We start from the raw sequence: 14,246 nt of genomic DNA on the forward strand, positions 1-14,246 counted from the left end.
TTTGGGTTCAGACCTGACTGATCTCGAACACAAACGAAATCTTCTGCTGACTCGCACTCCACACATAGCGCAAATGTTTGCCCTGCTTCGGAATCGAAACCGCCGGGGGCCGAAACGCCGCAACGCATTCATGCCCCGCCAATCGCACGCTGTTATAGAGCAAGCCCCAAGATTCAGCATCGCGCAATTGCCGCGCAAATACCTGCGACGGCCCGTAGGCGTCCGGATCAGGCTGATGCAAGTGTTCGAAGCCATGGCGGACGTCATGCAGCGGCTTGATCACTCGGTTGACGTAAGTGCGCATGGTCAATTCGAGGTCGGCTTCCTGGGTTGCGGCGAGGAAGCGTTCCTGGTGGAAACAGGTTTCGGCGATGGCTGCGGCCTGGCTGCTGGCAGCGTAATAGACGCCGAAGGTGCCATCGCTGAAACGGCTGCGTTTGCCGACATGGGTAAACGCGGCCATTACTGGACTGGAACCGGGGCCGGACAGGCGATCTTCGGGGCGCACGCGGGCGAGCACGCCGGCCTGCTCGATCAGACGATCATTGGTTAGCGCTTCGATGGCGTAGGCGACTTCGAGGTCTTCTGGATCGAGCACATCTTCGAACAGCGCAATCGGCGGGAAGCTGCTGTTGACGATGCGATACGCGCGCGGCCATGGCACCTCGACCAGCGTCGGCGTTTTCAACCGCGCACTCCATCGAGGTAGCGGCGCACATCGGCGATGTCGACCACCCTGCCCGCCAGCATGTAATCCAGTGCGGTTTTGCCGTTGAACGGTGCCGCGGTGTTCGGGCTGCTGACCCAAGCGTAAGCGCGCTCGCGGCTGTTGCTGAAGATGATGCTCAACGCCTTGTGAATGCCCATCAGGTAGGAGATCCGCTCAAGGGTGTCGTTAGGCAGACGTATGTTCGGCAAATGTTTGTATTTATAGAACGTGGTGTTGCCGACGCCGCCCAGCAATGTGCGTTGCTGCTCTGCGCTGCAGCCCCAACGCTCCATAAGGTTGAAGAAGAACTTCAGCGCGACGCGACCGGCTTCGGGGGCGTCGAGTTGTTCGCGTGGGATGAGGGCTGGAGATGAGGTAGGCATAGACGCCTCCTGATTTTGTCTTAGCTCAAGACTAGTACAAAACTGTAATTTTTTAGAGTTTTGATACACAAACGAACAATCGCAACAAACAGCCGCACAGAAGCCGGAGTTAAGCCGGCTTATGTATCCAGATATTCTGCGGGTAATTGCTGCCCCAAGAACAACATCGCCATCACATTCCGGACGTCGTTCATGTCTCGCCTTCCGGCACGGTTATAACGATCCCAAGACTTCTTGAATTCAGAAGTCTGTGCACACTGTTTAGGCCGATCAGCGCGTTTTTGCGTTTTCTCCGGTTTCGCCATCAACAGTCCTCAGCATGTCGTCTATGGAGTCGAAACGCTCACGGATTTCTCGTGCTTCCATCATTGCGCGCGCCGTTTTTTCTGATGGAACTCGCACCTCGAAGGGAAGCCCCTGAGTGGCAACAACCTGTCGCAGAAAAAGTCGCATGGCGTCGCTGATGCTCAGCCCGCAAGCGTTTAAGACTTCAGTGGCACGCGTTTTCAAATCCTCATCAATGCGGCAACGCACATCGGTAGTTTTCAGTAGTGCAGCCATTACGATTACCTCGTTGTGATTTTGTAGCTACATCAGCGCTACCTCTACATTGTGGTCGGAGGGATCTTCGTCGGTCAACGCGAAGTTGATAGGTGGTTGTTAACCGCCATGTTCGAATGCCAGGCATCCATTTCAACTGCTTTGACAGGTAAGCGCTATCAGCTAAATCGCTACTCTGCCTGAGATCGTTCTGCGCATGACGCTGGCAAAAACCTCGGAGGATGTAAGCCGTTTCTCATCGGAAAAACCGCCCCCACGCACCAAAACCCAGCACTTTTTTTGACCTCCATCACCCCCACGCCACCAAAAACCCCGATCCTCTGTCAGCCTCCAGCCATCGGCGGGGGAATCAATTCGCTACTAAATCCGCGACAACTATGCTCAGGTGCAGGAATATAGCCGGCATATGGCGCCGGTTCGGTCGTTTCGTAAACAACAATACCCAGCCCACTTCAGAGGGCATTACCCATGGATAGCAGAACCTTACGCAACCTCATGCGCATCGTGCAGACCGGCTCGTTGTCGGCTGCAGCCGAGCATTCGTGCCTGACTGTGCAGGCGTTGGCCGCGCAGTTGAACAAGGTCGAAGAGCAGTTCGGTTTCCGCTTGTTTCGCCGTTCAAACAAGGGGCTGACGCTGACGCCGCAAGGCACGGAGCTGACGCCCTACATCGACAAAGTGTTGATCGCCACGCGGCAGATGGAGGAAAAGGTCGAGGCGTTGAAGGTGCCGGGACAGCGGACGTTGAAGGTGGCGTTGAACAACACGCTGTCGCCTGACTTCAACCGGCGCATGATCGGACGTCTGATCGAGGTATTTCCCGATTATCAGATGGAATTCAGCTACGCCGAGTCGATGGAAAATCTCAGCAAGCTGAAGAACGAAGATTTCGACCTCGCCGTGCTGATCGGCCCGCAGCGTCCCGGCTTGCCGAGCATCGTGCTGCCGGATGTACAGGTGCAGGTGGTTGGTGCGCATTGCGGCCAGGAAAACGATCCTTTGACCTTGCTGGGCAACAAGTTCCAGGTGCGTCCTGCAGAAGACTGTCCGTATTCCCACAGCTTTTTGCGTTTTCTCGACGCCGGCCTGGGTAATCACGAGAACGGTCAGCGCATGGTCTATTCATGCAGCGAAACCTTGACGCTGTCGCTCATCACACAGATGGATGCGGTCGGTATGGTCTCGCGTGAAGCGGCGCAGAAGAACGGCCTGACGATCTTCCCCGGTTTCGAGGATTTTCTCGAAGTGCGCCTGGCGGTGAACAATCCGGAGTTGTCGCACCAGGCGTTGAACGATGTCGTCGATATGCCGCTACATGAACGAGCCGAGCGCAATGTACGCAGCCGTCCCCACCGCCACACTGAGAAAGAGGTTTTTGCTGAAATACGCACATAGCAACGTCGGAATCGCGGCATAGAATTCCGGGCGATCGAGCTGTATCTGCCGGTCCTTGATCAACAGGGGCGTGAGGCTGATCGCAGCGACGATCGCCACCGGCAAATATTCCAGCGCCCGCGCCACGAACGGCGGCCAGTGTTCGGTGTTGATCTGCAGCGGCAAGGCACGTGGCAGAAAGGTCACGGCCATCATCAATGCCACCACCAGAATCAGGAACGTTTGGTCAGGCATACACCCACTCCGCAGCCCACAAACGTGGCGATAAATACGTTGAAGGGCGAACTGCCGATCAGGCTCAGTGCCCCCATGCAGACCACGGCGGCAGCGGCGGCGATCAGTTTTTTGCGCGTGTTGCACAGCGAGACCAGCACGTAGAGCATCATCGCCGTGAGCGCGTAATCGAGCTGATATTTGATCAAGTGCGCCGCGTACTGCGCGCAGACTGCACCGAGCAAACCGCCGAGCACCCACGAGGTGTGGCAGAACAGGTTGAAACCGATCAGATAACGCACATTGACCGGCGCGCCAGTGCCGAGCTTGACGCTGTGGAAGGCGAAGGATTCGTCGGTCAGGCCACCGGCGTAAGCCCAACGTTCCATGCGGCTCAAGCCAAGGGCGCGCAGGGCCTTGGCCATGTACACCGACATCAGCATGTGCCGCGCATTGATCAGGAACGTGGTCAGTACGATGGTGGTCAGCGATGCGCCGCTGGAGATCAGCGCCAGCGCGGCGAATTGCGATGCGCCGGCATACACGAACAAGCACATTGCCACCGGCAGCCACATCGGCAAACCAGCGTTGACCGCCATCAGCCCGAAGACAAACGACACGGTGAAATACCCGGCGACTACCGGGCTGGCTTCGGCAAACGTGCGCGACGGCTGATGAGTCGCCATCAACGGTGCGCTGCCGGACCTTTCATTCATAGATCCCTCTCAAATGTCCGTTCGCCGTGAGGTTCGCAAAAACCCTGGGCGGTCCAGAATCGCTTGCCCGCGAGGTTAGCATCGTCGACGAACAGAAACATCCGCAGAACCCCGACCCGCTTCATGTCGGATGACGCGGCTTCGACCAGGCGCTGACCCACGCCCTGGCTGCGGTAGCGCGGGCTGACGGCCAGATGATTGATCGTGCCGCGGCTGCCGAGCATGCCGCCCAGCACCGCGCCGACGATCTCGCCGTCGACATCGAACGCCAGGTACGCCGTGGTGGTTTTCTGGATCAACACGCCGCGCAGGCATTTGGCGTCCTGCCATTCGCAGAACGACACTTCGTCGAACTGGCGGAAGAAGCGCTCCATGCGCTGCGCATCCTTGGCCGTAGCCCGGCGCAGGACCACTGGCGTCGAGCATTCGACGCCGTCGATTGGGGTGATCTGATTAGCGAACAATGTCGAAAGCGGTCCCGGGCCGCGAGAAGGAAATTGCCAGAATCTGCCGGTATGCCATGGCATGCGTGTGAGTGTTGCGCGCCGGGGTCACGTAGTGACGCATGTCGCGATCGAGGAAGTAGGTGGTGTCGAGAATTTCCTCGTAGGTGGTCGCCGCCAATTGATGCTTGTGGATGTCGTACAGACGACTCTCCGCACCCTCGACGTTATTGCGTCCCCAGAAGTGCACGCCGCTGAACGGATAGCCATCGCAGTGAATGCCTTCGGGAGTGATTTCCAGCTGTTTGCCGGGTTTGATCTCGATGCGAATCTGATGGATCTGGCATTGCCAGATTTCATCGTGCAACTCTTCCGGCAGAACGCTCTTGTACACTTCGAAATCGGTGTCGATCAGGCTGCGCATCACCGGTGAAGAGATCACTTCTTCGGAAAAGTCCTGAAAATGCCGTACCACGCCACCGACGTAAGCGTTATTCGCTTTCGATTGCACATAGGCGCGATGCTCGAGTTGTTTGAGTTCGCGGGTTTTCGGGTTGTATTCAAAGTCGCTGTAACGACGGTAGCGCATGCCGGCTTCGGCCTGACCGTAATAGCTGTCAGGCTCCATGTTTTCCCAACTCTTGGTCAGTCTGACGAAGTCGGCAAAATGACCGTAGAGATTGAAGTCACCACCCTGGACGTTGACAAATTTGTCGCGCCGTAGCGATTCGCCCACTTCTCTGTTCAAAACGATCATTACCAGATTCTCCGCTGCGTTGAACGCCCTAATCTATTAGGTGGAGAATTTGCGTCCATGAGAAAGAATTTCAGGCATTTGAAGTGTTGTTTGAAACGAAACCTGCAGCGCATTGAAAACAACTTTTACATGACAAAAACACTGGTTATTTCCGGTTTCGGCTGAAAAACCGTCGAAAAAAAACCCCGAACGAATCGGGGTTTTCTCATTTTTCTTACAGCATTTCGATCATCAGAAGATATTGATCGGATAGTCCACGAATACTCGCACTTCGTTACCGCTGACGTTGTACTCGCTGGATTTCTGCGAGACACGCAGAATCGAGCTGCGCAGCTTCACGCTCAGGTCTTTGGCCGGACCACTTTGCACGACATACTTGAACTGGTTGAAGATCTCGCGCTCGGTGCCGCCTTCGCTGGTGGAGGTGGTGATGTTGTCGCCACGCACGTAAGCGAAGTTGTAGCTCAGACCCGGAACGCCGAATGCACCGAAGTCCAGGCCGTAGCCCAGCTGCCAGCTGCGTTCATCTTCGGCGTTGAAGTCCGACCAGTAGGAGTTGGCCAGGTAGATGGTATTGCCACCGTCACCGACACGCCCCTGATCTTTCTGATAACCGCCGTAGGCGTAACCCAGGTTGCTGTCGCCGGTGGAACGCTGGTGCGCCACGGTGAACGAGTGCGGGCCGGTGGCGAAGGTCGCCGCCAGGCTCCAGATCTTGTTGTCGTCGCCGGTTACACCGTTTTCGCGGACATAGGAGTTGTCCAGTTTGGTGCGATAGCCGTTGAAGTCCAGGGTCAGCGACTGGTCCTTGTTGAACGGAATCACGTAGTTGGCGTTCACGTACTGTTTCTTCAAGACGTCTTCAACGTCCGACGCATAGAGCGCGCCTTTGAAGCGTTCGGTGAACTGATAGCTGCCGCCCAATACATTGATCGACTTCAGACCGCCGCTGTCACGGCCTTCATCGCTCTTGCGCGATTCAGCGGTAAAACGACCGGCATTCAACTCCAGACCTTTGATCTCACGGGAGGTGATCAAAGTACCGGTGTAGCTTTCCGGCAACAGACGCACGTTGTCGTAACTCAGCACCGGCAGGGCCGGCATCTGGTCGCCGTAGGTCAGCACGGTGTTGGAGAAGCGGAATTTGACCGCTGCGCCGCCCTTGGCGATGTCGTGGTTGGCGCGACCGTCATTTTCCTGCTTGAAGAAGTCGATGCCTTGCGCGCCGGTGCGTCCCTTGCCACCGTCCAGACGCAGTGCGTACAGACCAAAGGCGTCAACACCGACACCCAAGGTGCCTTGGGTGAAGCCGGACGAGAACGTCCCGATCGCCGCCTGGCCCCACTCGGCTTTGTCCGGGCGACCGTCTTTGTAATCACGATTGATGTAGGCGTTGCGCAACAGCACTTTGAGGCTGCTGTCTTCAACGAAACCCTTGGATTCGGCCTGGTCGTTAGCCATGGCCTGTGTAGCACTCAACATCCCCAGTGCGATCAGACTGATTCGCTTGTTCAACATTTTGTTTTCCTTATTACGGGTTGAAACGCGCTGTGTCGAACGGCTGAAACGGCGCTTTTGCACTCTTGTATTCACCCCGAAACAAAAAGACCCGCCGACGGATACGTCATGGCGGGCCTGCTCCTTATTTTGAGTCATGGCGGTTAGCCACAGGCGTTGGGCGGAATCGTAGCCGCGCCCTTAACAGTGTGTCAATTTCAAGAATCGTCTTTAAATAGGCGAAAAACGTCTAAGAAACGTAAATTCTTAGCTGGGCGATTGCAGGAAAACCAGATTAAGCAGGGAGTTTTGATTTGTGGGAGCGAGCCTGCTCGCGAAAAGCGATGAATCAGTCAACGAGTCATTGGCAGGGCGGACGCCTTCGCGAGCAGGCTCGCTCCCACCTTTGAATACCTGTAGATAAAATTCAGGCAAAAAAAAGCGCCGCCAATCCCGGCAGCGCTTTGATCAATCCCTGTTACTCCTGTCCTTCCATCACATCCCACAACGCTTCCAGTTCGGCCTCGCTGAACAGCCCAGCGGGGTAGCGCTCGATCATCATCCGGCGCGGATCAGGTTCTCTGATCTGACGCGTTCCATTGGACTTCAACCAGTGCGCGACAAGCTGGAGCGATTCGCCATTGACGGCCATGGGATGCACAGTCCGCTCGCTGACTACGTTCACTTCGGCGTTCATTTCAGCGCTCTCCCCCGTTCATGAGCGGCTAAGTTATCCAAGGTTTGTGACAGAACTGTTGAAGTTCCCCGCCCTCCCTAGTGCAACAGAAGCAATACAAGAGCTATGCCAAAGCGCGCCGAGCAGCGACCGGCGGATACAAACAAGCCCGCGGTCCTGACGGGCTGCGGGCTTGCTTTCATGTGTAGCGAGCTAATCATTGCCAGGCTGATTTGTTAACCAACTCAAGCTGTTACGACTCAACTCACTCTTTGTGCGGCGCCGGCTGTTGCTGGGTAAGGCAGTGAATATTGCCGCCACCCAGTAACAGTTCGCGGCCCGGCACCATCACCACTTCGTGCTGCGGGAACAGCTTCTGCAGGATTTCCTTGGCTGGCGCGTCCATCGGGTCATCGAAGCTCGGCGCGATGATGCCGCCGTTGACGATCAGGAAATTCACGTAGGAACCGGCCAGGCGCACGGACGGATTACGCTCCTGCGAGCCGTCCACCGGATCGACCCCGGCGCACTCTTCCTCGGTCGCATACAACGGCCCCGGAATCGGCATTTTGTGCACCGTGAACGGGCGGCCCTTGGCGTCGGTGCTGTCTTGCAGCACGCGCATTGCGGCCTGGCAACGTGGATAGTTCGGATCCTGCGGATCGTCGGTCCACGCCAGCAATACTTCACCCGGGCGCACGTAGCAGCAGAAGTTATCCACGTGGCCGTCGGTTTCGTCGTTGAACAGACCATCCGGCAGCCAGATGATCTTGTCCACGGACAGGTTGTCACTGAGCACCGCTTCGATTTCTTCGCGGCTCAGGTGCGGGTTGCGATTGCGGTTGAGCAGGCATTCTTCGGTGGTGATCAAAGTGCCTTCGCCGTCGACATGAATCGAACCGCCTTCGAGCACGAAACCTTCGGTGCGGTAGCGCGGGCTGCGCTCGATCTCGAGGATTTTGCCGCCGACCTGCGAGTCACGATTCCACGGCGCATACAGACCGCCATCGAAACCACCCCAGGCGTTGAAATCCCAGTTCACACCGCGCACTTCGCCACGGTTGTTGATGACGAAGGTCGGGCCGCTGTCGCGAACCCAGGCGTCGTCGCTGGACATTTCCACCACGCGGATATTCGGCACATCGAGACGCGCGCGGGCGTTTTCGTACTGGCCGGCGGAGACGGCAACGGTCACTGGCTCGAAACGGGCGATGGCTTTGGCTACCGCGACGTGCGCGGCCTGCGCCGGTTTGCCACCCAGACGCCAGTTGTCCGGGCGCTCGGGCCAGATCATCCAGGTCTGGGTTTGAGGCGCCCACTCGGCCGGCATGTAGAAGCCGTCGGCGCGTGGGGTACTTTTCAATGTGGTCATCAGGACTCCAGGGAACCGTCGAGGGTTTTCAACGCGCCGTACAGATTCGGCCGGCGGTCGCGGAATGAACCCCACGCGCTGCGAATATGCTCCAGCTCGTCGAGGTTGAACGTGTGCACAAGAATACCTTCTTCGGTTTTATTCAGCTCCTGCACTTTTTCACCGAACTGGTTGGCGATGAACGAAGAGCCATAGAAAGTGATGTCATAGCCGTCCTGTTCTTCGTTGCCGATGCGATTGCTGGCGATCAGCGGCATCAGGTTGGCGCCGGCATGGCCCTGCTGCACACGTTGCCAGTGATCGCGCGAAGAAATGCTGTTGTCGTGTGGCTCGCTGCCAATGGCGGTCGGATAGAACAGGATTTCCGCGCCTTGCAGGGCCATGCTGCGGGCCGCTTCCGGAAACCACTGATCCCAGCAGATGCCTACGCCGATTTTCGCGTAACGGGTGTTCCACACTTTGAAACCGGTGTCGCCCGGGTTGAAGTAATACTTCTCGTGATAGCCCGGGCCGTCCGGGATGTGGCTTTTACGATAAATCCCGAGGTTGCTGCCATCAGCGTCGATGATCGCGATGCTGTTGAAGCGCGCCCGCCCGGCCAGCTCGTAGAAGCTGATCGGCAACACCACTTGAAGTTCTTGGGCGATTTTCTGGAAATGCCTGATGGCGACGTTTTCTTCAACGGTCGTTGCCAGTTGCAGGTAATCCGGATTCGGCTTCTGGCAAAAGTACGGTGCCTCGAACAGCTCTTGAATGAGGATGATCTGCGCACCTTTGGCGGCGGCTTCACGTACCAGCCTTTCAGCAGTTTCGAGGTTGGCTTCAAGATCCCACGAACAGGCCATCTGCGTGGCGGCGACGGTAACGATACGGCTCATGAATCATCTCCGGGCTAGTGCTTTGACGGTCGACGAATTCGACCGAAAAGAAACGCGCGCACCGGACAAGAGATCGCCAAGGCCGGGGCAATGGCGACTTTATAACCGATAAATATCGGCTTTAAAACCTATAAATAAGAAAATACGCTATTTAAACGCGTAGCAAATCGATACAAATCGAACTTTAGACCGAATACAAATGTGGGAGCGAGCCTGCTCGCGAATGCGGTGTGTCTGTCACCGCATGTGGCGACTGATACACAGCTTTCGCGAGCAGGCTCGCTCCCACATGGGATGTGCCTTGCTTACAAGCCTTCGGTAAGCACCCGATCCAGCATATCGACAAAGAAATCCACGCTCTGGCGCGACGTCACCATCGGTGGTTTGATCTTGAGGATGTTCAAGTCATCGCCGGTCGGCTGCATGAAAATCCCCAGTTCACGCAGGCGATCACACAGCAACGCAGTCTCTGCAGTCGCCGGCTCCAGCGTCTGCCGATTGCGGATCAGCTCGAGCCCCAGATAAAACCCTGAGCCGTGTACCGCGCCAACCAGCGGATGTTTATCGATCAACGCTTCCAGTCGCGCCTTGAAGTGGTCGCCGACCACCTGCGCGTTCTCCCAGAGTTTTTCTTCTTCCATAACGTCGAGCACTGCCATGCCGATCTGACAACTGACCGGACTGCCGCCCGCCGAGGAGAAGAAGTAGCCCTCGGCCTCCAGCCCCTCGGCTATCTCTCGACGAGTTATCACCGCGCCAAGAGGCTGACCGTTGCCCATGCCTTTGGCCATGGTGATGATGTCCGGCACCACGGCCTGATCTTCGAAGCCCCAAAAGAATTTGCCCATGCGCCCATAACCGACCTGCACCTCGTCAGCGATGCACACCCCGCCCTGTGCACGCACCAGCGCATAGACCTTTTGCAGATAACCCGCCGGCAACGAAATACCGCCGGCATTGCCGTACACCGGCTCGCAAATGAAACCGGCCAGTTGCCGCTTCTGCTCGGCAAGTTTTCGCAGATGATGTTCGACGCTGCGCACGTAATCCGGTGCCGAATCGGGGCCACGGAATTCGCCGCGATAGGTGTTCGGCGCCGTCACTGGGTGCACCCAGTCCGGGCGGCTTTCCAGAGCTTTCGGGTTGTCGGCAATCGACGTTGAAACCGCATCGGCGCCGACCGTCCAGCCGTGATAGGCCTCGAGGACACTGATCATGTCGCGCCCGCCGCTGTAGGCCCAGGCCAGGCGAATCGCCAGGTCATTGGCCTCGCTGCCGCTGTTGACCAGGAACACCCGATCCATGCCCTTCGGTGCGAGCTTGAGCAAGCGTTCGGAAAACTCGGCGACTGCCGCATAGTTGAACCGCGAGTTGGTATTAAGCAACGACCATTGCCGCGCCGCGACCGCCGCCATGCGCGGGTGGCCGTGGCCCAGGACTGCAACGTTGTTGAGCATGTCCAGATACGATCGGCCGTGCATGTCGATCAGGTGATTGCGCCAGCCGCGCTCGATGCGTGGCGGGTCGACGTAATAGTGTTTTTGCGTACGGGCGAAACTGGCATCGCGACGCGCGAGCAGGGTTTGCGCGTCCAGCTCTGGCTCGGCGTCGCAGGCGAGGCCAAGCAACGTCGCCGGTGACGGGCACAACGCCTGCCAGGCCCGCGCCCGGGACGGCGTGCAGAACAGCGGCGCGTCGAGCTCTGCTGCTCGGCACAATTGCACGAGCAAAGGCCCGCTGACCTTACCGATTCGCTGGCCATGGTCCAGCGCTGCGCCAGGGCCAGGGAATGGCGTCACGCCCCATAGCCGAACACTGAACTGCGGCCCGTCAAGCCGCAGCGCACCGTCCGCCGTTTGACTCAGAACGCCGGCGAACGGTGCTTGCACGTCGGTTCCAGGCGGCACATGCAATTCGACATGCAGCGGGAACGTATCCGGTTCGGTCGCGCTGTCCGGCCGCGTGCGTGACAAGCGGCACTGGCCATAACGCGTGGCCGCCAGCCCGTGCACCGTTGCGGCCTCTTTCAGCAAACGCTGATCAATGCCCTGCTGCTCCCAATTGCCGGCCTCGAAGTGCGGGCTCAGCACACCCAAGTCGATCAGGGCAAATTCGCGCCCGACCAGGCCGGGCAGCAGTGGTGCAAATTGAATGTTTTCGACACCGGGCAGGGACTGGCCCACGGCCGTCAGAATCGCCGCCTCCATCAGCGCCAGTGGCACCGAGGTCGCGACGCGGAAGATCTCCCACTCATGACTGAGGTTGTCGCGGCTGTAGGTATTGCCCGGATCGACGCTCACCTGCTGCTCGCCACTGAGCACCAGCACCGCCGCTCGCGCGACGATCAACGGCCACAGCGCTTGCAGCTCTTCGTAGTGCAACGGATTGACCGCGTGATACGCCTTGACCGCCGGCAGGATGACAAACGGATCGCCATCGGCGTGATGCAGCAAAGCCGCACAGGTCACCGAGAGATCGGTGATACGCCACGTACGCACCAGATCACCGAAATCGATCACCCCTTGTAACTGCCAATGGCGCTGAACATCGCGCTGCCAGACGACATTGTCATCGGTGATATCCATGTGAATCGCCTGCACCGGCAACTTGTCCAGCAGCGGCCGCAAATGGCGCTCGGCGCGCTCGGCGGCAGCGCCTATCGCCGCGCGCTGCTGCTCGTCGCTGATCACCGGCAACAGGTGATTGATCAACGCGTTGGCATGGCGCGCGTCCCACTGCAAGGTGCGCTCGAGGCCGGGGTGATCGAAGCCTGCCAGCGCCAGATCCATCTCGCCACAGAGTCGGCCAAAACCGGCGACCACGTCCTGACCAAGATGATCGAAATCGGTCAACGGCTGCCCGTCGATGTACTCCAGCAACCGCACATGTACCGCTTCGCCATTGGCGTGCAGCGCCAACAGGTCTTCACCGTTATTGGCAGCGATCACGCGCGGTACCTTGATCGCCGAGTGCTCGGCCAGATACTTGAGCCCGGCGTGCTGGGCCTGCAGCTCCGAAAGCGCGTAGTCGCCCCGACAGACTTTCAACACGAAGCGCCCACGCGCACTGTCGACGCGATAATTCAGATCCTGCTGGCTGCCCAGCGCCTGCAAGGTGCCGCCAAGCCCGTAATATTCGGCCAGCCATTGCAGCGCCTGCGCTTCTGAAACCTGCGGACCGGGCAAACTGGCGCGATGAATCAACGTGGCGAGCGGCATGAAACGACCCCTGACATTTTATTAGGCGCTTATATCGCCATTGCTCCCGGCGATACGCAACCCTTTATAACGAAGACCGACCAGAAGAAGGCCGCCCTGCCGTCGCGAAAGCCTTCCAGTCAAATTTTCCTACATGACTTTCAGATTGTGTTTCCGTGCAGCTCTGTGCAACCTGCGCCCTGAATTTCACAGCACGGATGCAAGACCAAGTCATGTCCCATCGTCGCCTCGCCCTTTCGAATAAAAAAGTCCGCAACATTCCGCGCCGCTTACGAGCTCTGGCGGCCTGGGCCGCTGATTTCGAGGGATACTTTCCAGCGGATCTCACGCTCGAGGACAAGTACTGGAACTGGAAAATTCCAATCCACATGTCGATGGTCGAAGGAAAACAGGCGACACCCGACCTGAAAAGGCAATGCGCCCAGCACTTGATCGACGCGGCGCAGCATCTACGCCTGGCCCGACCGGAGCATGCGCTTGACTGCAGGGTGGTCGCAGCCATTTGTGTTCCCGGTATGTTTTCCAGCGAAATCTGTATCTATGCGGATCTGGAATATCACCGCGGTCATATACCTGCCTCCGACAGCGAATATGTGGAAACCGGCAGAAGCCTGTCTCTGGAATGGGGCCTGGTTTTGCCACAGGGCATGGGAGAGCGAGGCTTGCGCTACGAGGTTGAGGGCTGGGATGGCCAGTATTACCAGGAGGAACGCTGGTATTTTGGCGAGGTGGATTGACGCCTCTACGCAGCCGGCACTCGCGCCTCGCAGCGCTTTGCGCAAGAATGTCGCCCGTTCGCCTTGAATCTATGGAAATACTCATGAATGTAATCACCACCGACCTGCCCGGTGTTCTGATCATCGAACCGAAGGTGTTTGGTGACGAGCGCGGTTTTTTCTACGAGAGTTTCAACGCCAAGGCGTTTCTGGAAGCAACCGGCCTCGATGTTCAATTTGTGCAGGACAACCATTCGCGGTCACAAAAAGGCGTACTGCGTGGCCTGCATTACCAACTGCAGCAAACCCAGGGCAAACTGGTTCGGGTGACCGCCGGTGAAGTGCTCGATGTTGCCGTGGACATCCGCCGCAGCTCGCCCGATTTCGGCAAATGGGTGGCCGTGCGGCTGTCTGCCGACAACCACCGGCAGATGTGGATACCGGAGGGTTTTGCCCATGGCTTTGTGGTGCTGAGTGATTACGCCGAATTTCTTTACAAGACCACTGATTACTACTCGCCCTCAGCCGAACGCGCGATCCGCTGGGATGACCCGGACCTGGGCATCGACTGGCAACTGGACGCAGCGCCGAAACTGTCGACCAAGGATCAGGCGGCCGCACTTTTCAAGGACGCTGACGTCTTCGCCTGAGGCCAGGTCTGGACGAAAACTCGCCAAGCGGTGATCAGGCAAGGCAAAAACAGGCGAGGAAG

At 58.0% G+C, this 14,246-nt stretch carries 15 protein-coding genes; 3 read left to right on the plus strand and 12 right to left on the minus strand.

Going from position 1 to position 14,246, the window contains the following annotated elements; translation table 11 throughout:
- Nucleotides 1-7: 7 nt before the first annotated feature.
- The 3 genes from QRN33_RS13275 to QRN33_RS13285 all read right to left on the minus strand — a co-directional run bounded on the left by QRN33_RS13275 (nt 8) and on the right by QRN33_RS13285 (nt 1,653).
- On the minus strand, nt 8-688 hold the full coding sequence (locus QRN33_RS13275; protein WP_285408964.1) for an RES family NAD+ phosphorylase: 681 nt from the start codon (nt 686-688) through the stop codon (nt 8-10).
- Nucleotides 685-1,092 carry an MbcA/ParS/Xre antitoxin family protein gene (locus QRN33_RS13280; RefSeq protein WP_083353988.1) on the minus strand — a complete coding sequence of 136 codons (408 nt, stop codon included), beginning with the start codon at nt 1,090-1,092 and terminating at the stop codon, nt 685-687. Before QRN33_RS13280 ends, QRN33_RS13275 begins: the two co-directional genes overlap by 4 nt.
- A 270-nt stretch (nt 1,093-1,362) precedes the next feature.
- On the minus strand, nt 1,363-1,653 hold the full coding sequence (locus tag QRN33_RS13285; protein ID WP_042608613.1) for a type II toxin-antitoxin system RelB/DinJ family antitoxin: 291 nt from the start codon (nt 1,651-1,653) through the stop codon (nt 1,363-1,365).
- Nucleotides 1,654-2,121: 468 nt separating this feature from the next.
- On the opposite strand from QRN33_RS13285, the gene QRN33_RS13290 reads away from it, so the two are divergent.
- Complete coding sequence (locus QRN33_RS13290) at nt 2,122-3,048, plus strand: LysR family transcriptional regulator (protein ID WP_042608612.1); 927 nt, start codon at nt 2,122-2,124, stop codon at nt 3,046-3,048.
- On the opposite strand, the gene QRN33_RS13295 is transcribed toward QRN33_RS13290, so the two are convergent.
- The 9 genes from QRN33_RS13295 to QRN33_RS13335 form a co-directional block, all read right to left on the minus strand.
- Nucleotides 2,965-3,282: an AzlD domain-containing protein gene (locus QRN33_RS13295; RefSeq protein ID WP_042608611.1), complete on the minus strand. Its 318-nt coding sequence runs from the start codon at nt 3,280-3,282 to the stop codon at nt 2,965-2,967. The two genes, QRN33_RS13290 and QRN33_RS13295, sit on opposite strands and share 84 nt — an antisense overlap.
- Nucleotides 3,261-3,977 carry an AzlC family ABC transporter permease gene (locus QRN33_RS13300; protein ID WP_042608610.1) on the minus strand — a complete coding sequence of 239 codons (717 nt, stop codon included), beginning with the start codon at nt 3,975-3,977 and terminating at the stop codon, nt 3,261-3,263. Before QRN33_RS13300 ends, QRN33_RS13295 begins: the two co-directional genes overlap by 22 nt.
- A complete protein-coding gene (locus tag QRN33_RS13305) occupies nt 3,974-4,351 on the minus strand; it encodes a GNAT family N-acetyltransferase (protein WP_042608609.1) in 378 nt (125 codons plus the stop codon). The genes QRN33_RS13300 and QRN33_RS13305 overlap by 4 nt, the downstream gene beginning before the upstream one ends.
- A gap of 79 nt (nt 4,352-4,430) precedes the next feature.
- Nucleotides 4,431-5,177: a 2OG-Fe dioxygenase family protein gene (locus QRN33_RS13310; RefSeq protein WP_064363380.1), complete on the minus strand. Its 747-nt coding sequence runs from the start codon at nt 5,175-5,177 to the stop codon at nt 4,431-4,433.
- Nucleotides 5,178-5,408: 231 nt separating this feature from the next.
- Entirely contained in the window at nt 5,409-6,695 is a 1,287-nt protein-coding gene (locus tag QRN33_RS13315; protein WP_285408965.1) for an OprD family porin, read from the minus strand.
- 457 nt (nt 6,696-7,152) lie between these two features.
- Nucleotides 7,153-7,371 carry a hypothetical protein gene (locus tag QRN33_RS13320; protein WP_064363382.1) on the minus strand — a complete coding sequence of 73 codons (219 nt, stop codon included), beginning with the start codon at nt 7,369-7,371 and terminating at the stop codon, nt 7,153-7,155.
- A gap of 244 nt (nt 7,372-7,615) precedes the next feature.
- Nucleotides 7,616-8,722 (minus strand): agmatine deiminase, encoded by a 1,107-nt coding sequence (aguA, locus tag QRN33_RS13325; RefSeq protein ID WP_042608605.1) that lies wholly within the window; start codon nt 8,720-8,722, stop codon nt 7,616-7,618.
- Nucleotides 8,722-9,600, minus strand: coding sequence for an N-carbamoylputrescine amidase (gene aguB / locus QRN33_RS13330; RefSeq protein ID WP_083353986.1), 879 nt, complete (start codon nt 9,598-9,600; stop codon nt 8,722-8,724). Before aguB ends, aguA begins: the two co-directional genes overlap by 1 nt.
- 305 nt (nt 9,601-9,905) lie before the next feature.
- Nucleotides 9,906-12,818: an aminotransferase gene (locus QRN33_RS13335; RefSeq protein WP_285408966.1), complete on the minus strand. Its 2,913-nt coding sequence runs from the start codon at nt 12,816-12,818 to the stop codon at nt 9,906-9,908.
- A gap of 212 nt (nt 12,819-13,030) precedes the next feature.
- Here QRN33_RS13335 and QRN33_RS13340 point away from each other — a divergent pair, with 212 nt between their 5' ends.
- Together QRN33_RS13340 and rfbC are read left to right on the plus strand one after the other, a co-directional pair.
- Nucleotides 13,031-13,555, plus strand: coding sequence for a DUF3916 domain-containing protein (locus QRN33_RS13340; RefSeq protein WP_227973454.1), 525 nt, complete (start codon nt 13,031-13,033; stop codon nt 13,553-13,555).
- A gap of 83 nt (nt 13,556-13,638) precedes the next feature.
- Nucleotides 13,639-14,184 (plus strand): dTDP-4-dehydrorhamnose 3,5-epimerase, encoded by a 546-nt coding sequence (rfbC, locus tag QRN33_RS13345; RefSeq protein ID WP_042608602.1) that lies wholly within the window; start codon nt 13,639-13,641, stop codon nt 14,182-14,184.
- The last annotated feature ends 62 nt before the right edge of the window (nt 14,185-14,246 follow it).

Source organism: Pseudomonas sp. FR229a (genome assembly GCF_030209115.1).
GTDB lineage: Bacteria > Pseudomonadota > Gammaproteobacteria > Pseudomonadales > Pseudomonadaceae > Aquipseudomonas > Aquipseudomonas moraviensis_A.

Bases quoted from the DNA above. Each gene is read 5' to 3' on its own strand.
- QRN33_RS13295 (WP_042608611.1), bottom strand. From the start codon at position 3,282: ATGCCTGACCAAACGTTCCTGATTCTGGTGGTGGCATTGATGATGGCC.
- QRN33_RS13305 (WP_042608609.1), bottom strand. From the start codon at position 4,351: ATGGAGCGCTTCTTCCGCCAGTTCGACGAAGTGTCGTTCTGCGAATGG.
- QRN33_RS13280 (WP_083353988.1), bottom strand. From the start codon at position 1,092: ATGCCTACCTCATCTCCAGCCCTCATCCCACGCGAACAACTCGACGCC.
- QRN33_RS13285 (WP_042608613.1), bottom strand. From the start codon at position 1,653: ATGGCTGCACTACTGAAAACTACCGATGTGCGTTGCCGCATTGATGAG.
- aguB (WP_083353986.1), bottom strand. From the start codon at position 9,600: ATGAGCCGTATCGTTACCGTCGCCGCCACGCAGATGGCCTGTTCGTGG.
- QRN33_RS13340 (WP_227973454.1), top strand. From the start codon at position 13,031: ATGTCCCATCGTCGCCTCGCCCTTTCGAATAAAAAAGTCCGCAACATT.
- QRN33_RS13315 (WP_285408965.1), bottom strand. From the start codon at position 6,695: ATGTTGAACAAGCGAATCAGTCTGATCGCACTGGGGATGTTGAGTGCT.
- aguA (WP_042608605.1), bottom strand. From the start codon at position 8,722: ATGACCACATTGAAAAGTACCCCACGCGCCGACGGCTTCTACATGCCG.
- QRN33_RS13320 (WP_064363382.1), bottom strand. From the start codon at position 7,371: ATGAACGCCGAAGTGAACGTAGTCAGCGAGCGGACTGTGCATCCCATG.
- QRN33_RS13290 (WP_042608612.1), top strand. From the start codon at position 2,122: ATGGATAGCAGAACCTTACGCAACCTCATGCGCATCGTGCAGACCGGC.
- QRN33_RS13310 (WP_064363380.1), bottom strand. From the start codon at position 5,177: ATGATCGTTTTGAACAGAGAAGTGGGCGAATCGCTACGGCGCGACAAA.
- QRN33_RS13300 (WP_042608610.1), bottom strand. From the start codon at position 3,977: ATGAATGAAAGGTCCGGCAGCGCACCGTTGATGGCGACTCATCAGCCG.
- rfbC (WP_042608602.1), top strand. From the start codon at position 13,639: ATGAATGTAATCACCACCGACCTGCCCGGTGTTCTGATCATCGAACCG.
- QRN33_RS13335 (WP_285408966.1), bottom strand. From the start codon at position 12,818: ATGCCGCTCGCCACGTTGATTCATCGCGCCAGTTTGCCCGGTCCGCAG.